19 protein-coding genes and 1 riboswitch are annotated in these 17,776 nt (G+C 75.4%); of the genes, 9 read left to right on the top strand and 10 right to left on the bottom strand.

What is annotated here, in order from left to right; all coding sequences use genetic code 11:
• Positions 1-102: 102 nt before the first annotated feature.
• The 3 genes from JNW98_RS05090 to thiO form a co-directional block, all read right to left on the bottom strand.
• Positions 103-906: a thiazole synthase gene (locus tag JNW98_RS05090; RefSeq protein ID WP_223766852.1), complete on the bottom strand. Its 804-nt coding sequence runs from the start codon at positions 904-906 to the stop codon at positions 103-105.
• 1 nt (position 907) lies between these two features.
• The gene (thiS, locus tag JNW98_RS05085) at positions 908-1,129 is read right to left on the bottom strand and encodes a sulfur carrier protein ThiS (protein WP_223766851.1); all 222 of its coding nucleotides are present in this window, start codon (positions 1,127-1,129) and stop codon (positions 908-910) included.
• Positions 1,126-2,340, bottom strand: coding sequence for a glycine oxidase ThiO (gene thiO, locus JNW98_RS05080; RefSeq protein ID WP_223766850.1), 1,215 nt, complete (start codon positions 2,338-2,340; stop codon positions 1,126-1,128). Before thiO ends, thiS begins: the two co-directional genes overlap by 4 nt.
• Positions 2,338-2,450, bottom strand: a riboswitch (TPP riboswitch). It overlaps the preceding gene by 3 nt.
• Positions 2,451-2,593: 143 nt before the next feature.
• On the opposite strand from thiO, the gene JNW98_RS05075 reads away from it, so the two are divergent.
• The 4 genes from JNW98_RS05075 (at position 2,594) to JNW98_RS05060 (ending at position 5,735) form a co-directional block, all read left to right on the top strand.
• The gene (locus JNW98_RS05075) at positions 2,594-3,856 is read left to right on the top strand and encodes an NAD(P)/FAD-dependent oxidoreductase (RefSeq protein ID WP_223766849.1); all 1,263 of its coding nucleotides are present in this window, start codon (positions 2,594-2,596) and stop codon (positions 3,854-3,856) included.
• A 187-nt stretch (positions 3,857-4,043) separates the two neighbouring features.
• Positions 4,044-4,409, top strand: coding sequence for an Rv2175c family DNA-binding protein (locus JNW98_RS05070; protein WP_223766848.1), 366 nt, complete (start codon positions 4,044-4,046; stop codon positions 4,407-4,409).
• A 78-nt stretch (positions 4,410-4,487) separates the two neighbouring features.
• Positions 4,488-5,165, top strand: a complete 678-nt coding sequence (thiE, locus tag JNW98_RS05065) for a thiamine phosphate synthase (RefSeq protein WP_223766847.1) — start codon at positions 4,488-4,490, stop codon at positions 5,163-5,165.
• Between the two features lie 69 nt (positions 5,166-5,234).
• Positions 5,235-5,735 carry a hypothetical protein gene (locus tag JNW98_RS05060; RefSeq protein ID WP_223766846.1) on the top strand — a complete coding sequence of 167 codons (501 nt, stop codon included), beginning with the start codon at positions 5,235-5,237 and terminating at the stop codon, positions 5,733-5,735.
• Between the two features lie 7 nt (positions 5,736-5,742).
• On the opposite strand, the gene JNW98_RS37015 is transcribed toward JNW98_RS05060, so the two are convergent.
• The 3 genes from JNW98_RS37015 to JNW98_RS05050 are packed head-to-tail and all read right to left on the bottom strand — an operon-like array spanning position 5,743 to position 7,620.
• On the bottom strand, positions 5,743-6,030 hold the full coding sequence (locus JNW98_RS37015; RefSeq protein ID WP_308015484.1) for a hypothetical protein: 288 nt from the start codon (positions 6,028-6,030) through the stop codon (positions 5,743-5,745).
• Positions 5,931-6,905 carry an ABC transporter transmembrane domain-containing protein gene (locus JNW98_RS05055; protein ID WP_308015483.1) on the bottom strand — a complete coding sequence of 325 codons (975 nt, stop codon included), beginning with the start codon at positions 6,903-6,905 and terminating at the stop codon, positions 5,931-5,933. Before JNW98_RS05055 ends, JNW98_RS37015 begins: the two co-directional genes overlap by 100 nt.
• 43 nt (positions 6,906-6,948) lie before the next feature.
• On the bottom strand, positions 6,949-7,620 hold the full coding sequence (locus tag JNW98_RS05050; protein WP_308015482.1) for a hypothetical protein: 672 nt from the start codon (positions 7,618-7,620) through the stop codon (positions 6,949-6,951).
• A 165-nt stretch (positions 7,621-7,785) separates the two neighbouring features.
• Between JNW98_RS05050 and metF the strand changes: the two genes are divergently transcribed.
• Positions 7,786-8,703: a methylenetetrahydrofolate reductase [NAD(P)H] gene (gene metF / locus JNW98_RS05045; RefSeq protein ID WP_223766845.1), complete on the top strand. Its 918-nt coding sequence runs from the start codon at positions 7,786-7,788 to the stop codon at positions 8,701-8,703.
• Between the two features lie 40 nt (positions 8,704-8,743).
• Entirely contained in the window at positions 8,744-9,631 is an 888-nt protein-coding gene (locus tag JNW98_RS05040; protein WP_223766844.1) for a hypothetical protein, read from the top strand.
• A gap of 218 nt (positions 9,632-9,849) precedes the next feature.
• Here JNW98_RS05040 and JNW98_RS05035 read toward each other — a convergent pair whose 3' ends face one another.
• The 3 genes from JNW98_RS05035 to JNW98_RS05025 form a co-directional block, all read right to left on the bottom strand.
• Entirely contained in the window at positions 9,850-11,319 is a 1,470-nt protein-coding gene (locus JNW98_RS05035; RefSeq protein ID WP_223766843.1) for a phytoene desaturase family protein, read from the bottom strand.
• 96 nt (positions 11,320-11,415) lie between these two features.
• Complete coding sequence (locus JNW98_RS05030) at positions 11,416-12,030, bottom strand: DUF4126 domain-containing protein (RefSeq protein WP_223766842.1); 615 nt, start codon at positions 12,028-12,030, stop codon at positions 11,416-11,418.
• A 227-nt stretch (positions 12,031-12,257) separates the two neighbouring features.
• Entirely contained in the window at positions 12,258-12,872 is a 615-nt protein-coding gene (locus JNW98_RS05025; RefSeq protein WP_223766841.1) for a TetR/AcrR family transcriptional regulator, read from the bottom strand.
• A gap of 167 nt (positions 12,873-13,039) precedes the next feature.
• On the opposite strand from JNW98_RS05025, the gene JNW98_RS05020 reads away from it, so the two are divergent.
• The 3 genes from JNW98_RS05020 (at position 13,040) to JNW98_RS05010 (ending at position 15,152) form a co-directional block, all read left to right on the top strand.
• Entirely contained in the window at positions 13,040-13,579 is a 540-nt protein-coding gene (locus JNW98_RS05020; RefSeq protein WP_223766840.1) for an SAV_6107 family HEPN domain-containing protein, read from the top strand.
• A gap of 136 nt (positions 13,580-13,715) precedes the next feature.
• Positions 13,716-14,492 carry a methyltransferase gene (locus JNW98_RS05015; RefSeq protein ID WP_223766839.1) on the top strand — a complete coding sequence of 259 codons (777 nt, stop codon included), beginning with the start codon at positions 13,716-13,718 and terminating at the stop codon, positions 14,490-14,492.
• A 246-nt stretch (positions 14,493-14,738) separates the two neighbouring features.
• Positions 14,739-15,152 carry an SCO2097 family morphological protein gene (locus JNW98_RS05010; protein ID WP_223766838.1) on the top strand — a complete coding sequence of 138 codons (414 nt, stop codon included), beginning with the start codon at positions 14,739-14,741 and terminating at the stop codon, positions 15,150-15,152.
• Between the two features lie 173 nt (positions 15,153-15,325).
• On the opposite strand, the gene JNW98_RS05005 is transcribed toward JNW98_RS05010, so the two are convergent.
• Positions 15,326-17,767, bottom strand: coding sequence for a transglutaminase TgpA family protein (locus JNW98_RS05005; protein WP_223766837.1), 2,442 nt, complete (start codon positions 17,765-17,767; stop codon positions 15,326-15,328).
• Between the last annotated feature and the right edge of the window lie 9 nt (positions 17,768-17,776).

The raw sequence follows: 17,776 nt of genomic DNA, 5'->3' as shown, positions 1-17,776 counted from the left end.
GACTGGGGGTGCCCCCTCTGGGGGAGCCCGCAGGGCGCTTCGGGGGTGCGGGGCGCAGCCCCTGCAAGAAACGGGAAGGGGCGGGGCTGGGGACCACTCTCCTCAGAGCGCGCTGAAAGCCGGTCGCTCCGGATCAAGGACCGCCATACCCGCCGTAGGCGAGGAAGCCTCCGCGAAATGGCGCCGCGGGATGCGCCCCGCCCGGTGCGCGAGGCGTCCCGCCTCGACCGCGTGGCGCATGGCCTCCGCCATGAGGACCGGCTCCTGGGCGCGCGTCACCGCGGAGGCGAGCATCACGGCGGCGCACCCCAGCTCCATGGCGAGCGCCGCGTCGGAGGCGGTGCCCGCGCCCGCGTCCAGGATGACCGGGACCCGCGCCCGCTCGGTGATCAGCTGGAAGTTGTGCGGGTTGCGGATGCCTAGGCCGGAGCCGATGGGGGAGCCGAGGGGCATGATGGCGGCGCAGCCGGCGTCCTCCAGGCGGCGGGCGAGGACGGGGTCGTCGTTGGTGTAGGGGAGGACGGTGAAGCCGTCGTCGACGAGGATCTCGGCCGCGTCGAGGAGCTCGATGGGGTCGGGGAGGAGGGTGCGCTCGTCGGCGATGACCTCCAGCTTCACCCAGTCGGTGCCGAGCGCCTCGCGGGCCAGCCGGGCGGTGAGCACGGCCTCGCCGGCGGTGAAGCAGCCGGCGGTGTTGGGCAGCACCCGGATGCCGTGCCGTTCGAGGACGGAGAGGACCGAGCCGCGGACCGCCGGGTCGAGGCGGCGCATCGCGACGGTGGTCAGTTCGGTGCCGGAGGCGAGCAGGGCCCGTTCCAGGACGTCGAGGCTGGGCGCCCCGCCCGTGCCCATGATCAGGCGGGAGGTGAAGGGGGTGCCGGCGATGGTGAGCACGTCGTCCGCCATGTCAGCCTCCCTGCACCGCGGTGAGCACCTCGACGCGGTCGCCGTCGCGCAGGGGCGTGTCCGCCCAGCGGCCGCGCGGGACGACGGCCTCGTTGACGGCGGCGGCCACGCCGCCCGGGGAGTCCGGACGACCGGTGAGGCCGGTGACGAGCGTCGCGAGGGTGGTCCCGGGCGGGACGGCGCGCCGCTCGCCGTTGACGTGGATGGTGTGGACGTCGGTCATGCGGAGGGCTCCTGGGCGAGAGCGGTAGCGGTAGCGGAAGAGGAAGCGGCGCCGGACGCGGCGAACCGGCGGGGGGAGAACGGGCGGGCCTCCTCGGGCAGCCGCCCGGTGGTCAGCGCCTCGGCCATGACGTCCCCGGTGAGCGGGGTCAGCAGGACGCCGTTGCGGTGGTGGCCGGTGGCCACGTGGAGGCCCGGCAGCTCGGTCGGGCCGAGCAGGGGCGCGTTGTCGGGGGAGCCGGGGCGCAGCCCGGCCGAGGTCTCGGCGAGCGGCAGCTCGGTGAGGCCGGGCACCAGCTCGTGCGCGTCGCGCAGCAGTTCGTAGACGCCGCCGGCGGTGACGGTGGTGTCCCAGCCCAGCTCCTCGGTGGTCGCGCCGATCACCAGTTCACCGTTCTCCCGGGGCACCAGGTAGACGGGGTTGCCGCGGACGACCGCCCGGACGGTGCGGGAGAGGAACGGCCGGTACGCCTCGGGGATCCGCAGCCGCAGCGTCTGGCCCTTGACCGGGCGGACCGGCGGCAGGACGGCGTCGGGCAGCCCGGCTATCCGGCCGCTGTGGCTGCCGGCCGCGAGGACGGTCTGGCCGGCGGCGATCCGTCCGCCGTCGGCGAGTTCGGCGCCCGCGGCCCGGTCGCCGTCGAGCAGCACCCGGGCGACGGCCGTGCGGTGGAGGGTGACCCCGGCGCGTTCACAGGCCGTCAGCAGGGCGGCGGCCAGCCGCCGGGGGTCGGTCTGGTGGTCGCCGTCCACGCGCAGGCCGCCCTGGACGCCGGGGGCGAGCATCGGTTCCAGGCGGCGGCACTCGCGGCCGGTCAGCCACTCCGCCTCAAGCCCGCAGCGCCGCTGGAACGCGCCGAGTTCGCGCAGGTGGGCGCGGTCGTCGGCGTCGAGGGCGACGGCGAGGGTGCCGCAGGCGCGGTAGCCGGTGTCCCGGCCGCTCGCCTCCTCCAGCTCGGCCGTGAAGTCGGGGTAGCGGCGGGCCGAGGCCAGGTTGAGGGCGAGCAGGGCCTGCTCGCCGTAGTGCAGTTCGGTGACGGCGGCCAGCATTCCGGCCGCCACGAGGGCGGCTCCACCGCCGGGCGCCGGGTCGGCGACGGCGGTCCGCAGGCCCCGCTGGGCGGCGCGCCAGGCGGTCACCAGGCCGATGATCCCGCCGCCGATCACCAGGACGTCGTACGGTCCCGGTGCTGAGCGCGTAGACGCGTGCATGGGCGTCCAGCCCCTCCCTTCGCCGGCATGACCCGGATCAGGTTCGTACGGTCGGAGGCCGTCCAGCCTCCCTCTCAGCCCGGTCCGTCCGGGCTCCCGCGAGTGCTTGTGCACCGGCCACCCTAGTACGGGCCGCGAACGCGACGGAAGGCGGCGGGGGACCGCCCGGGGGTGCGCGGCGCGGTGGTGTTGTGTCGGAGGTCTCGCCGCACGGTGCTCCGGGTGACCTCGTCCGCCCGCCTACAGTGATCGGGTGAGTGAGCAGACGAACACCCGCAGTGGTACGGCCCCCGACGAGCCGGCGGGAGGCACGGCGCGGCGGCGCGCCGTCATCGCCGGCGCCGGCATGGCCGGCGTGCAGACCGCCGTCGCCCTCCGCGAACAGGGCTGGCGGGGCACCATCACCCTGCTGGGCGCCGAGCCCCACCCGCCCTACGACCGACCGCCGCTGTCCAAGGCGGTGCTGCTCGGCAAGGCGGAGGGGTCCGCCTTCGAGGTCGACTTCGCCTCGCTGGACATCGAGCTGGCCCTCGGCCTGGAGGTCACCGGGCTGCGCGCCGCCGACCACGAGGTCGACACGCCGAACGGCCCGGTCCCGTACGACGTCCTGGTGGTGGCCACCGGCGCCGAGCCGGTCCGGCTGCCCGGTGCCGAAGACCTGCCGGGTGTGCATCTGCTGCGCACCCTGGACGACGCGGAGCGGCTGCGTCCGTTGCTGGAGCGGAAGGGTGACGTCGTCGCCGTCGGAGCCGGCTGGATCGGCGCCGAGTTCGCCACCGCCGCCCGCGAGGCCGGCTGCCGGGTGACCGTCGTCGAGGCCGCCGACCGGCCGCTGGCCGGCGCGCTGCCCGCCGAGGTCGCCGCCCCCATGGCCGACTGGTACGCGCAGAGCGGCGCCCGGCTGCTCACCGGCGCCCGGGTGGCCGCCCTGGAGGCGGGGGCCGTGCTGCTCGCCGACGGCACCCGGCTGGCCGCCGACGCCGTCGTCGTGGGCATCGGCGCGCGGCCCGCGACCGGCTGGCTCGCCGGCTCGGGCGTCGAGCTCGCGGCGGACCGCTCCGTCGTCACCGACGACCGGCTGCGGACGTCCGTCCCGGACGTGTACGCGGTCGGGGACTGCGCCTCCTTCCCCTCCGCGCGGTATGGGGAGCGGCTCCTCGTCCACCACTGGGACAACGCCCTCCAGGGGCCGAAGACCGTCGCCGCGAACATCGTCCACGGGCCGGCCGAGGGGCCGGTCTACGATCCGGTGCCCTATTTCTGGTCCGAGCAGTTCGGGCGGTTCGTGCAGTACGCCGGGCATCACGCGGCGGCCGACGAGCTGGTGTGGCGGGGGGATCCGGCGGGGGCGGCGTGGACCGTGTGCTGGTTGCGGGGCGGGGTGCTGGTCGCTCTGCTGGCGGTGGGGCGGCCGCGGGATCTGGCGCAGGGGCGCAAGCTCATTGAGAAGGGCGCGGTGGTGGATCGGGGGCTGGTGGCGGATGCGGGGGTGCCGCTGAAGTCGGCGGTGGGGTGAGGTTGCCCCGGTCCCGCCCTTTCGCCGTTTCCTGAGGGCAAGCCCCCAGACCCCCTGATCGCGGCTTCGCCGCTCGTCCTCAAACGCCGGACGGGCTGATGTGCACGCCCGGGGCGCAGCCCCAGGAAACGACACCCCCGGGTGTCCCCGGGTACCGGGTGTCCGTGGCGGATGGCAGGCTTGTCCCGTGACCGAGATTGACACGAAGACCGACGCTCTCGTCCCCAAGTGGCTCACCCTCCCCGACATCGCCGAGATGCTCGACGTGGAGGTGACGCGCGTACGGCAGCTGGTGAAGGAGGGCCAGCTGATCGCCGTGCGCCGCGGGGAGAACCGGGTGCTCCAGGTACCCGCCGACTTCATCGCCGAAGGCAAGGTGGTGAAGGGCCTGGCCGGGACCCTGACCCTGCTGAAGGACGACGGGTTCACCGACGAGGAGATGCTGGAGTGGCTGTTCACTCCCGACCCGACCCTGCCGGGCACGCCCGCGCAGGCGCTGCGGGAGAATCGCGGCACGGAGGTGAAGCGGCGCGCCCAGGCGCTCGCCGTCTGACCGTTCCGCAGTGAACCGCCCGCGGTGCGCGGCCGGGCCCGTCCCGTCCGCGCACCGCCGACCCCGGGGGGAAACCCGATGTCCGCCACCGCCCGTACGCTTCCGCACGCCCCGACGGCCCGGGAGGCCCTCGCGGGTGCCCGGCTGTACCTGTGCACCGACGCGCGCAAGCGCCAGGGCGACCTCCCCGAGTTCCTGGACGCCGTCCTCGCCGGCGGCGTCGACATCGTGCAGCTCCGCGACAAGGGCATGGAGGCCGGCGAGGAGCTGGAGCACCTGGCCGTCCTGGCCGACGCCGCCCGCCGGCACGGCAGGCTCCTCGCGGTGAACGACCGCGCCGACGTCGCCCACGCCATCCGCTCCGACGTCCTGCACCTGGGCCAGGGCGACCTCCCCGTACCCGCCGCGCGCGCCATCCTCGGCGACGACGTGCTGATCGGCCGCTCCACGCACAGCGAAGCCGAGGCCGAGGCGGCGATCCGCGAGCCGGGCGTCGACTACTTCTGCACCGGCCCCTGCTGGCCCACCCCCACCAAGCCCGGCCGCCCCGCGCCCGGCCTCTCCCTGGTGCGGCACACCGCCGCGCTGCGGCCCGAGCGGCCCTGGTTCGCCATCGGCGGCATCGACGAGGGCAACCTCGACCAGGTCCTCGACGCCGGCGCCCGGCGCGTCGTCGTCGTCCGCGCCCTCACCGAGGCCGACGACCCCGGCGACGCCGCGGCCCGCCTGGCCCGCCGGATCCGCGAGCGCGACTGACACCTCCGGTAGGTTGTCGTGCGGGCGTTCGATTATGGGCGTTCGGAACACGACGGAGGGGGACAGGCAGTGCGCAAGGCGGCACAGGTCACGGGGGCGGCGCTCATCGCCGCGGTGCTGATGACGGGGTGTTCGAGCGGGAGCGGCGACAAGGACGACAAGGGCGGCAAGAAGGCCGACGTCAAGCCGGAGCAGTCGGTGGGGCGGTCCGCCGCTCCGAGTGAGGGCGCGAAGGGCGGCGGCTCCAAGGGCAAGCCCGCCGCCGGCTCCCCCGAGGGCGTCTACCTGGCGCAGACCTCCGACGGGCCGATGGCCCTGAGCATTGGCGGCGGGTTCGCGGCCCTGGTGTCGCACGACGGCAAGCGCACCTGCACCGGCACGGTCAACGGCAAGTCATTCAAGCTCGACGACTGCACGGACAAAAGCGACAAGCGCACCATGGGCCTCATCGAGAAGTCGGACGCCACCTCCCTGGTGGTCTTCTGGGAGGGCGGGCCGAGGGAGACCTTCACGCGGCAGGGCGACGACGGCAGCATCAACCTGCCCGGCCTGCCGAAGCTCGGCGGCTGACCCCGTCTCAGCCCATCCGCAGCATCTGTGCCGCCGCCAGTTCGCGGTAGGCGGCACAGCCGGACAGCAGCTCCTCGTGCCGGCCCGAGGCGACGGCCCGGCCCTCGTGCAGGACGACGATGCGGTCGGCGTTCTGCACGGTGGACAGCCGGTGGGCGATCACCAGCAGCGCGCACTCCTCGGTGATCTCGCGCATCACCCGCCCCAGCGCCAGCTCGTTGACCGCGTCGAGCTGCGACGTCGGCTCGTCCAGCAGCAGCGCGGGGCGGGTGAGCAGGGCCCGGGCCAGCGCCACCCGCTGCCGCTCGCCGCCGGACAGGGTCGCGCCGCGCTCCCCGACCGGCCCGTGAGCCCGCCCGGCAGCCGGTCCACCACCTCGGCTAGCCGCGCGAGTTCGACCACCCGCCGTACCTCGGCACGGCTCGCCCCCGGTGCCGCGTAGGTGATGTTGTCCCACAGCGAGCCGTGGACGACGTGGGTGTTCTGGTCGACGACGGCGATGCGCGCCCGTTCCTCCGCGCGGTGCACCCGGACCATCGGCAGGGCGCCCAGGACCCGTTCGAGATCCGCCGCGATGGCCCCGACGGCGTGCTGCGTCCGCTCCGACGCCGTGCGGATCCCGGTGGGCACACAGGTCACCACCGCGGCGGCCGCCGCCACCGTGAGGGCGACCAGGAGCAGCCGGAGCGGGTCGAGCCAGAGCGTCAGCGCCACCGCGCCCGCCGAGGCCGGCGCGCCGGTGACCAGGTCCACCAGGGCCTGGGAGACGACCTCGCGCAGCACGGTGGTGTCGACGGTGACGCGGGAGACGAGGTCGCCGGTCCGGTGACGCTCGTACTCGCGCATCTCCAGCCGCAGCAGCCGGCCGGCCAGCCGGTGGCGCAGCCCGCGGACGACGCCCTCGCCCATCCGCTCCAGGACGAAGCGGCCCACCGCCGCCGTGCCGGCCTCGGCCACGAACAGCGCGGCCAGGAAGAGCAGCGGCCACAGCAGGCGGCCGTCCGCGCTCGCGTCCACGATCCGCTGCGCGAGCAGCGGCTGCGCGAGGCCGAGCGCCGAGCCCACCGGGGTGAGGACGGTGGCGGTGACGAGCGCCGGGCGGTGCCCCGCGGTCAGCCGGAACACCGTGCGGACCGCGCCCGGCCGGCGCCTGGTCCCGGCTGCCGTCACGGCAGGGGCCGTCGCCGGGCCGCCGGGCCGGGGGCCACGGTGATCAGCCGGCTGAAGTAGTCGTCGCGCCGCCGGACATCGAGCGCACCGGTTCGGGCGGCGCCCACCAGCGGGAGTGCCGGACGGAGCGCCCGTCGCGGGACACGTACAGGGCGTCCTCGGCGGGGACGGCGGTGACGCCGCGCCAGAGCGACGTGGCGAAGAGGGGGTGCGGGACCGGCCACAGCAGGCGGACGGCCAGTTCCTCCTCGTCGGGCGCGGAGTCCAGGGCGCCGGCGAGCGGCAGTGCGTCGCCGGCGGCCACCTCGACGCCGCCGACGGTGGCCCGGAAGACCAGCCGCAGGCCGGAGGCCGTGCCCTGGACCCGGACGGCGCCGTCCAGCGCGGCCACCAGGTGGAAGCTGCCGGGGAGCGCGCGGGCCAGGCCGTCCAGGGCGGTCAGGTCGCGCAGCACGTCGGCCCGGCGCCGGAGCTCCTCGGGCCGGACGGGGCAGCAGCCGATCACCGCCAGCGCGGCCCGGCCGGCCCGTACGGCGGTGACGTCCCCGTCGTGCCAGTGGCCGGCGATCCAGGGCCGGCCGGAGGGGTGGGGGGTGGTCCGGGTGTCCTGGCGGATGAGGGAGGGGGCCGCGGAGAGCGCGTCGTCGCAGTCCGGAAGGACCACGAAGCGCGCCACCCGGACCCGCTCCCCCCCTGCCTCGCGAGACGTAGGCATCAAGGCGGAATCCTTTCCGCCGGTCCGGGAAAATCCGGAAAGTCGGTGTTTGGGCAGGGTCCGGGGAAGGCGGGGCAGGGCGTACCGGACACCCGGGGCCGGGAAGCGGCCAGATCGTGGACAGTGCTTGGGAAGATCGTCACCCCGCTGGTTAACTTGACCGGTATGGCCCTTGGCACTGCCTCCACCAGGACGGATCACGCCCGTACCGTGCGTGACCTGCTCGCTTCAGGCGAGCGTTCGTACTCCTTCGAATTCGCGGCCCCCAAGACCGAGAAGGGCGAGCGGACGCTCTGGAACGCCATCCGGCGGATCGAAGCGGTCGCGCCCACCTTCGTCTCCGTGACCTACGGCGCCGGCGGCTCCTCCCGCGAGGGCACCGTCCGGGTGACCGAGCGCATCGCGACCGACACCACCCTCACCCCCGTCGCCCACCTCACCGCCGTCAACCACTCCGTGGCCGAACTGCGCAACGTCATCGGCCAGTACGCCGACGTCGGCATCCGCAACATGCTCGCCCTGCGCGGCGACCCGCCCGGCGACCCCACCGGGGACTGGGTGCGTCACCCCAAGGGGTTGCACTACGCCGTCGAACTGGTGCGGCTCATCAAGGAGTCCGGCGACTTCTGCGTGGGCGTCGCGGCCTTCCCCGAGATGCACCCGCGCTCCACCGACTGGGACACCGACGTCCGCCACTTCGTCGACAAGTGCCGGGCGGGCGCCGACTTCGCCATCACCCAGATGTTCTTCCACGCTGAGGACTACCTGCGGCTCCGCGACCGCGTCCACGCCGCCGGCTGCGAGACGCCGATCATCCCCGAGATCATGCCCGTCACCAACGTCCGGCAGATCGAACGGTTCGCGCAGCTCAGCAACGCCGCGTTCCCCGCGGACCTCGCGGAGCGGATCCGCGCGGTGGAGGACGACCCGGCGGCTGTACGCTCGATCGGGATCGAGTACGCGACGGAGCTGTGTGCCCGGTTGATGGCCGAGGAGACTCCGGGGCTGCACTTCATTACCCTGAACCACTCCACGGCCACCTTGGAAATCTACGAGAACCTGGGACTGCACCAGCGGTCCTGACGGCCCGCCGGTCGCGGCGGCCGGACTGGAGGGGCGATTCATGGGCTGGACGGTCCTCTACATCGCGTTCGGCGCCGTCGGGCTGTGGCTGCTCGGCGAAGTGCTGTTTCAGGAGAAGGCCCGACTGCGGTGGAGGCTGCTCGCGTTCACCGGCTTCCTCGGGGTGGTGGCCGGCGTCGTCCTGCCCTCCGTGGTCGTCATCGCCGTCGGCGCCGTCGCGTTCGCCATCGGCCAGGTCTACGTGACGCTGTCGTTCCGGCGCGGCTTCTCGGCGGGCTGGGCGCTGCGGCGGAAGGGGCGGGACGAGGCTCCTCGCGGGGCTTCCCGTGCTTCCGGTACTTCCCGTGCTTCCCGTGCTTCCGGCGGTGGGCGGCGGCGCGGCGGCCGGCCCGGGCGCGGTGCGGCCGCCGAGCCGTCCGCTCCTGCGGCCGAGTCCGCGGCCGCGCCGCCCGCTCCCGGTACGCCGGGCGCCGCCCGCAAGCGGCTGACGGCGGCGGAGGCGGGAGCCGCGACGACCATGATGCCGACGGTTCCCCAGCAGCCCTCCGACGGGCCCGCGGCCTCCGGCCCCCCGGCGCCGCCCGGTCCGGGTGACACGGCGGCCTTCCCGGTCGTCGAGGAGGCGGCTTCGGTGTTCGGCGGCGGCGGTTACGACTACGGCCAGGGGCAGGGTCAGGGGCAGTACGCGGCGTACTCCGACCCGTACATCGGCGCCGGGGTGCCGCCCGCGCCCGGGTACGAGCAGCAGCCGTCGTACGACATGTACGGGCAGCAGACGGCCGCGTATCCGCAGCAGCACGGACCGTACGGGCACGGGCAGTACGACATGGACACCCCGCCGGGCGGGGTGTGGGTGCCGCAGCAGCGGCCCTCCGGCGACGGGCAGGCACCGCCGCCGCCGGCTCCGCCGCAGGGGTACGGGTATTGAGGGCGCCCCGGTCCCGCCCTTTCACCGTTTCCTGGGGCTCTGCCCCAGACCCCCTTGTCGCGGCTCCGCCGCTCGTCCTCAAACGCCGGACAGGCTGACGTGCGCCCGGGCGCACTATCAAGCCCGTCCGACGTTTGAGGACAACCGCGCGGAGCGCGGTTTCGGGGGCTGGGGCGTCAGCCCCAGGAAACGGCGAAGGGGCGGGACAGGGGCAACCCTCACTGCGAACCCCGGAACCCCGCACCCTCCACGATCAGCCCCGCCACCAACGCCCCCGACATCCCCGCATGGGCCAAACCGCCCCCAGGATGGGCAAACCCGCCCACCCCGTAAGTTCCGGGCATCTCTCCCGAGTTCGAGGGGAACAGGAACGCCCCCTCGCCCCCACTCAACGCCGGCGCCGGCACACCCCCACCAGGAGCTCCCGTAACCCGCTCCGTGTCGGCCGGAGTCCGCACCTCACGCCACAGAACCCGCCCCGCCAGCCCAGGAACGGCCGCCTCCGCGGCAAGAAGCATGCGGTCGGCGAACGCGGCCACCACCTCGCCGTCCGTCCAGTCCACGCGCCCGTGAGGAGCGACCGTCGCCGTGAGGGTGACGGCCTCGTGGTCGTCGTCGGGGCGGACGGACGGGTCGTCGGGGCGGTAGACCGTGACGGTCGGCACGTAATCGGTGCCGGCCGCGTCGAAGACGCCCGCCAACTCGCGGTCACGCGAGGGAGCGTGGACGACCGTGCGGTGTACGGCCCCCGCCGCCCGCCCGCCGCGCAGGGCGAGGAAGACGGTGAACCGGCCGGGACGCGGAGGCGCCGCCGAAGCGGGATCCGGAGCGCCGGAGACGACGAACGCCGCCTCCTCCACGGTTCCGTCCGCGAGTCGGACGCCCGCCGCGCGGCCGTCCTCCTCGACCACACCGGTCACCTCGGCCCCGAACCGGAACTCCACGCGCCGGGCCACGCACCGCCGGTGCAGCGCGTCGGCGAGGCCACGCAGGCCGCCGGCCACGTACCAGCTGCCGAAGGTCTGCTCCAGGTACGGCAGGACGGTGGCGCTCGCCGGCGCGGTGCGCGGGTCGAGGCCGTGGGCGAGGGCGTGGCTCTCCAGGAGGGCCGTGAGCCGGGGGTCGCGCAACTCCCGCTCCGCGACGGCCGCGAGGGTGGCAGGCGCGCTCCGCCGGAAGAGGCCGCGCCGGCGCGGGGCCGGGTAGGGGTCGCGGGCCAGGGCCGCCCGTTCCGCCGGGTCCGCGCTCAGCGGCTCCTCCAGCAGCGGGCGGCGGGTCGCGTCCCACGCCTCCCGGGCCCGGTTGACCAGGTCGCTCCAGCGCTCGCCCGCGCCCGGGCCCACCGCCTCGTCCAGTGCCCGGACGACGCCGGCGCGCGAGGCGTTGGGCAGCGCGAAGGCCGTCCCGTCCGGGAAGAGGTGGGCGCCGGCCGGGTCCACCTGGGTGAGGCCGAGGCTCTGCTCCAGGGACTCCTTGCCGGTCTTGACGAAGAGGTCGCGGTAGACGGCCGGCAGGTGCAGCAGCTGCGGTCCCGTGTCGAAGACGAAGCCGTCGCGGGCAAACCGCCCGACGCCTCCGCCGTGGGTCTCCCCGCGCTCGTACACCGTCACCGTGTGCCCGGCGACGGCCAGCCGGGCCGCCGCCGCCATGGCGCCCATGCCGGCGCCGATCACCGCAATTCGTGCCATGCGGCCGACCTTATCCGGAACCGGAAACGCCGCCGGTCCCGCCTCGTCCAACGCCGCCGGTCCCGCCTCGTCCAACGCCGCCGGTCCCGCCTCGTCCTACGCCGCCGGGGCCGCCGTACGCCCCTCCCGCCGCGCCGCCTTCCGCTCCTTGCGCCGCTCCCGGAACGCGCGCACCCGGCGCCACAGGATCACCACCGTCCCGATCCCCAGGACCAGCAGCGTCCCCGCGATGCTTGCCGCGACCACCGGGTGGAACAGGGCGAAGACCACGAGGGCGGCCACGCCCAGGTCCTCGGCGACGCTCACCAGGATGTTGCTCAGCGGCTCCGGCGAGCTGTTGACCGCCATCCGCGTGCTCATCTTCACCAGGTGCATCACCAGCGCCGTCGTCCCGCCCAGCGCCCCGTAGGCCACCTCCGACACCGAACCGCCGGTCTGCCCGGCCAGCAGCGCACCGACCATCGCCCCGCAGGCGGGCCGGACGAGGGTGTGGACCGCGTCCCACACCGTGTCCACGTACGGGACCTTGTCGGCGACGGCCTCGCAGAGGAACAGCACACCGGCGACGATCAGCACCTCGGGGCGCTGCAGCGCCTCGGGCACGTCCTCGCCGACACCGGCCCTGCCGAACAGGCCGAGCAGCAGGACCACCGCGTAGGCGTTGATCCCGCTCGCCCAGCCGCTGGTGAACACCATGGGAAGTACGGACATGGGGTGATCGTAAGCCGGACGTCGGCGCTCCCCTTCCGCTCGCCGACCCGGGTACTCAGCCCGCCGGATGAGTACGGGATGAGTAGCGGTACGGATGAGGCGTCGCCCCGCCGGGCGGAAGAGTGGGGCCGCGGGGGGAACGCGGCGCCCGCACCGCCGGCACGGGGCGGCGGAACGGGCGCCGCGTACGGACGTGCCGGACGTGCCGGACGTACCGGAACTCCGGGTCAGCGCGCGTGCCCTCCGACGCGCCCCTGCAACAGCCGTGACAGCGCCGCGTGGACCTCCTCCACCGACCGCTCCGGCTGGAACGACTGCCAGTCCAGCGCGGCCACGAGCACCATCCCGAACAGCGCCGACGCCGTCAGCGGCACGTCGATCTCCGGACTCAGCTCGCCCTCGGCGACGGCCTGCGCGAGCACACCCTCGATCACGGCGATCGCCCGCTGCCGCACCTGCGTCAGGGTCGACTGCCAGGCCCGGTTGGTGCGCCACAGCTCCGCGACGTACAGCTGCGTCAGCGCCGGGTAGCGGGCGATGAAGTCCAGGCCCGCCCGCACCATCGCGTCGAGCGCGTCCACCCGGTCGCCGCCGCGGGCCGCCGTGTCGTCCGCGGCCTGCCGGAGGGAGAGGGTCAGCAGCTCTATGCCTTCTCGCAGCAGTTCCTCGAAGAGCACCGTCTTGCTCGCGAAGTTGTAGTAGACGGTGCCCTTGGCCACCCCGGCGCGTTCGGCGATCTCGTCGACGGTGGTGGAGGAGAAGCCCTGTTCGGCGATGAGGGTGACGGCCGCCTCGAAGAGACGGCGCCGGGTCCTGCCGCGGCGCGTACTGCTGCTGTCCATACCGGTGATTCTCCCTGTACGCACCGTATCCCCGGGTGCGGGCCTCACAGCACCGCACCGGTGAACGTTCGTGCAGGTCAGGGCGATTGTCAGTGGGGTGCAGGACGATGGTGGCAGACGGTGGCCCGGACGTCCGGTCCGGACCGCCCCGACGAAGGAGGTTCGTCATGGCCCGTGGCAGGAGCGACGTCCGCCTTGTCCCGACTTCCCCGACCGCGCCCGGCGTCCCCGCCGCGCCCGGCGTCTGGGACGTGCCCCCGCCGGCCCGCGCCACCGCCCCGCCCGCCGCCGCCGAACTGCTCGCCCAGGCCCGGCAGGCCCTGGTGGAGGCCGCCGCCCTCGACGCCCCGCACGAGCGGTTCGCCACCGCCCACCTCGCCGCGCTGCGCACGGCCGCCGCCGTGCTCGCCGCGCGGGGCCGGCCGGAGACCACGGCCCGCCGGCGGCACCGGATACGCAGCGCCTGGGAGATCCTCCCCGAGGTCGTGCCCGAACTCGCGGAGTGGAGCGCCCTGTTCGCCGCCGGCGCCGCCCGCCGGGCGCGCGCCGAGGCCGGGATCGCCTCGGCGGCGGGCGAGCGGGAGGCCGACGAGCTGCTGCGCGCGGCCGCGATGTTCCTGCGGCTCGTCGAACGGGGGCTGGTCCTCCAGACCCGGCTCCCCGCCGTCCCCGCGCAACCCGCCCGCGGGCACGGCAGGGTGGGCTGACCGTGTCCGTCACGGCCCGCGGGGGTGCGGAGTGCGGGCGGCCGGGGCCCGGCCCATTAGGGTGGGACCGCCGACGACCGTCATCCGCCACCGCCGCACCGGCGGTGCCGCCACCCGCGCCGAGGAGCCACCCGCCGTGTCCGAGCCTTCCCTGGGTGGGGAGACCCCATCGCGTCCCCGCGCGTCCCTGCGCACCGCCGTGGTCTGGGAGGTCCTGCGGGACGCCCTCGACCGGCGGGCCGAGGCCGGCGGCGGTGCCGCCCTGGAGGTCCTCGACGCGGGCGGCGGCAGCGGCCAGTTCGCCGTCGAGGTCGCCCGCCTCGGGCACCGGGTCACCGTCGTCGACCCCAGCCCCAACGCGCTGTTCGCGCTGGAGCGCCGGGCCGCCGAGGCCGGCGTCGCGGACCTGGTCCGCGGCGTGCAGGGGGACACCCAGGGCCTGTTCGACGTGGTCGGCCGCGGCGCCTACGACGCCGTCCTCTGCCACGGCGTCCTGGAGTACGTGGACGACCCGGCGGAGGGCCTGCGGGCCGTCGCCGCCGCCCTGCGCCCCTCCGGTGTCCTCAGCCTGCTCGCCGCCGGCCTCGGCGGCGCGGTCCTCGCCCGCGCCCTCGCCGGCCACTTCACCGAGGCCCGGCAGGCCCTCACCGACCCCGACGGGCACTGGGGCGCGGGCGACCCCGTGCCCCGCCGCTTCACCGCCGACCAGCTGTCCGACCTGGTCGGCGGTGCCGGCCTGGACGTCACCTCCGTGCACGGCGTCCGCGTCTTCGCCGACCTGGTCCCCGGCGTCCTCGTGGACGCCCAGCCCGGCGCCCGGGACGCCCTGGCCCGGCTGGAGGCCGAGGCGGCGGCGCTCCCCGCCTTCCACGCGGTGGCCACCCAGCTCCACGTCCTGGCCGAACGGGTCTGAACCAGGTCCGCACGGGCCCGCCCGATCAGCCCGTTCGCCCCGTATGATCGGTAGACACGGTCCGGCATGACGGGTCGGCGGGCAGGGAATGAACGTCCCGACGTCATCACCACAACACCGACCGCCACACCGGGTCCGGTGGGGCGAATTGGCGCAGAGGGGCGGGTTTCACGGGGGCGATTCCCTGCCTATCCTGAAAGGGTCGCACCCCGGTCGCCCCCCGCGACCGACGAGTAGGAGGACTCCGTGCCGCTCTCGGAGCACGAGCAGCGCATGCTCGAGCAGATGGAGCGAGCGCTGTACGCCGAAGATCCCAAGTTCGCCACAGCGCTCGAAGGCAGCGGCCTGCGCACGTACACCCGGCGACGGGTCTACCAGGCGATCGCGGGCTTCCTGGTGGGCATCGCGCTCCTCATGGCCGGAATGGTCGCCCAGTGGATCTGGATCAGCGTGGTGGGGTTCCTCGTCATGCTGGGGTGTGCGGTGCTCGTGGTGACCGGGTGGCGCAAGGCGCCGCGTCCCGGCGGCGGCCCACAGCCCGGCGCGGGGCCCCTGGGCGCCGGCGGCTTGGCGGCGCGCCGCCAGGCGCGGCAGCGGCGCTCGATGATGGACCGCATCGAGCAGCGGTGGCAGCGCCGCCGCGACGAGCAAGGGCGTTGAGCCCCAGTCCCGCCCTTTCACCGTTTCTTGCGGGGGGGCCCCCCCCCCCCACCCCCGGACGGGCTGAATAATCAGCCCGTCCGGCGGTTGAGGGCAACCGCGCGGAGCGCGGTTTCAGGGGGTCTGGGGGCGTCGCCCCCAGGAATCGGCGTAGGGGCGGGGCCGGGGCACCCCTACCGCCGCAGGCGAAGCCCCCGCAGGGACCGCCCCAGCGACGCCGGCGCGAGCAGCGCCCGCAGCCGAGCGCCCCGCCCGGCCGACGCCCGGAGCCCGGCCCGCACGACGGCCACCTCATCCGAAGGCACACCGGCGGCCGCAGGCCGTGGAGCGTAGAGCGCCAGCTCCACCGCATCCGCGACCCGCCCCGCCGCCGAAGCGGCCCCCGGCTCCAAAGACCCGTCCCGAACGATCCGCTCCACCGCCCCCCGCGGCGTCCGCGCCGCGTCAGGCGGGATCCCGTAATCCCAGGCCGTATCCAGCAGCTCCCGCCAGGCGGCCAGAGTGCGCCCCGCCGCCTCCTCCGGAGTGCGCGGCTCCGGCCCGCCGAGCCGCCGGGCCCGGATCCGGGTACGCAGCAGCGGGGGAGCGGCCAGCAGGGCCACCAGCAGGGCCCCGGCGGCGGCCAGGACGACGACCGGAACGCCGGAGTCCGACCCCGGCGAGTCGGTAGGAGCGGCGGCAGCACCCTCCCCCGACCGGTCGGGGCACCCGCCCCGCGACGCCGGCCGCCCGCCGGGGCAGTCCCCGCCGGACGTCGGCGCCGGCCGGGGCGCGGCGGAATGGTCCGGCGCGGGCACGGGAGCCTTCGAAGCGTCCCGGGAAGGCTGCTCGACGGTGTACACCGGCCGGCTGCCCCGGCTGGGCGTCGGCTCGAAGCGGGTCCACCCCGCGCCCTCGAAGTACAGCTCGGGCCAGGCGTGGGCGTCCTTGGAGCCCACGGACATGGAGCCGTCCCCCTGCGGGTCGCCCGCGGTGAAGCCCACCGCCACCCGCGCCGGTATGCCCAGCGTCCGCGCCATCGCGGCCATCGCGAAGGAGAAGTGGACGCAGAAGCCCCGCTTCTCCTCCAGGAACCGCGCGACGGCCTCGTCGTCGCCGCCCGTCCGCACGTCGGTGTCGTAGGTGAACCCGCCGCCGACCGCGAACCACTCCTGGAGCCGCACCGCCCGCTCGTAGTCGCCGCGCGCACCCGCGGTCACCTGACGGGCGCGCTCCGCGACCACCGCCGGGAGCGTCGGCGGCACCTTGGTGTACTCGCGGTGCAGCTTCTCCGGCGGCCGGGGCGCGTTGGCCAGCTGCTCGGCCGTCGGCTGCGCGGCCAGCGTCGACACCTGGTAGTGCAGCCCGCGGGTGGTCTGCCCGTGGTCGCCGACCAGCGTCCGGCCCTCCGGCTCGTACCGCCACTGGCCGCTCACCCGCACCCAGTCCGCCGGGTACGGCAGCGGCAGGTAGTCCTGCCCGTAGCCGTCGGCGGCCACCACCGAGGTGTTCACCCGGACCGTGCGCACGTCGGGGGAGAGGCCCTGGGGGGCGGGCAGCCGGTCCGGGAGGTCGGTGACCCGCCGCTCCGAGGTGCGCCAGGTGGCGCCGTCGAACCGGTCGAGGGCGACGATCCGCAGGTAGAGGTCCTGCGGGGTCTCCGACGAGGTGCGGTACCGCAGGAGCTCGCGGTTCTCCTTCTGGTTGAGGCTGTCCCGCAGCGAGACCAGCGGGTTGACCGCGGAGATCGTGCCGCCCTCGCGGTCCTGGCCCGAGGCCCGGCCGTGCGGCGAGAGCAGGCCGCCGCCGATCGCGGGCAGCACCGCGGGGACGGCCAGGGCCACCCCCAGGGCGAGCACGCCGATCCGGCGGCCGGCGCGGCCGGGGGCGAACGCGTTCGCGAACGCGCCGCCGACCGGGCCCCCCGGCGCGGACTCCGCGGCCCCGACCTGGCCGCCGAACCCCCGGCGGGCCGCCCGCTCCCGGCTCTCCGCGAGGAGCAGCAGCAGGTAGCCGGCCGCGCCGGCCAGGAACCACAGCCAGTCCCGGCCGCCCTGGGCCAGCCCGGCCCCCACGGAGTACAGCGCCAGCAGCGGCAGCCCGGCGGTCGCCGCGCTCCGGTAGGTGACCGCCAGCACGTCCACGACCAGGCCGATCACCAGCACGCCGCCGACCAGCATCAGCCGTATGCCCGGGGACGCGGGCGCCGGTATCGCGTACCGCCCGATGTCGTCGCCGCCCTGCTGGAGCAGCCGGGAGAACTCGTGGAAGGCGGCCGGGCCCGGCAGCAGCCCGGCGAGCGCCTGCTCGCGGGCGAAGGCCACGGTGAGCAGCAGCAGCCCGGCGAGCGCCTGCTCGCGGGCGAAGGCCACGGTGAGCAGCAGCAGCCCGGCGAGCGCCTGCTCGCGGGCGAAGGCCACGGTGAGCAGCAGCAGCCCGGCGAGCGCCTGCGCGACGATCGCCAGGGGCCGGGCGGACAGGACCCGCCGGGCCCCCACCCCGGCCGCGGCCTGCACGGCGAGCAGCATCGCGGCCTGCACCAGCCAGCGGGTTCCGTCCACCAGCGGCACCATCGCGCACGCGGCCCCGACCGTGGCCGCCGCGGCGCACGCGGCGGTCCGTATGCCGCCGCTCATGCCGTCCCT

Source organism: Streptomyces huiliensis, from assembly GCF_020037025.1.
GTDB lineage: Bacteria > Actinomycetota > Actinomycetes > Streptomycetales > Streptomycetaceae > Streptomyces > Streptomyces huiliensis.
This window is presented reverse-complemented; position numbering and strand designations above follow the sequence as displayed.

Coding starts and splice junctions, on each gene's coding strand:
- JNW98_RS05005 (WP_223766837.1), bottom strand. CDS start 17,767: ATGAGCGGCGGCATACGGACCGCCGCGTGCGCCGCGGCGGCCACGGTC.
- JNW98_RS05040 (WP_223766844.1), top strand. CDS start 8,744: ATGGGCTGGACGGTCCTCTACATCGCGTTCGGCGCCGTCGGGCTGTGG.
- JNW98_RS05025 (WP_223766841.1), bottom strand. CDS start 12,872: ATGGACAGCAGCAGTACGCGCCGCGGCAGGACCCGGCGCCGTCTCTTC.
- JNW98_RS05050 (WP_308015482.1), bottom strand. CDS start 7,620: ATGCCTACGTCTCGCGAGGCAGGGGGGGAGCGGGTCCGGGTGGCGCGC.
- JNW98_RS05090 (WP_223766852.1), bottom strand. CDS start 906: ATGGCGGACGACGTGCTCACCATCGCCGGCACCCCCTTCACCTCCCGC.
- thiO (WP_223766850.1), bottom strand. CDS start 2,340: ATGCACGCGTCTACGCGCTCAGCACCGGGACCGTACGACGTCCTGGTG.
- JNW98_RS05035 (WP_223766843.1), bottom strand. CDS start 11,319: ATGGCACGAATTGCGGTGATCGGCGCCGGCATGGGCGCCATGGCGGCG.
- JNW98_RS05030 (WP_223766842.1), bottom strand. CDS start 12,030: ATGTCCGTACTTCCCATGGTGTTCACCAGCGGCTGGGCGAGCGGGATC.
- thiE (WP_223766847.1), top strand. CDS start 4,488: ATGTCCGCCACCGCCCGTACGCTTCCGCACGCCCCGACGGCCCGGGAG.
- metF (WP_223766845.1), top strand. CDS start 7,786: ATGGCCCTTGGCACTGCCTCCACCAGGACGGATCACGCCCGTACCGTG.
- thiS (WP_223766851.1), bottom strand. CDS start 1,129: ATGACCGACGTCCACACCATCCACGTCAACGGCGAGCGGCGCGCCGTC.
- JNW98_RS05020 (WP_223766840.1), top strand. CDS start 13,040: ATGGCCCGTGGCAGGAGCGACGTCCGCCTTGTCCCGACTTCCCCGACC.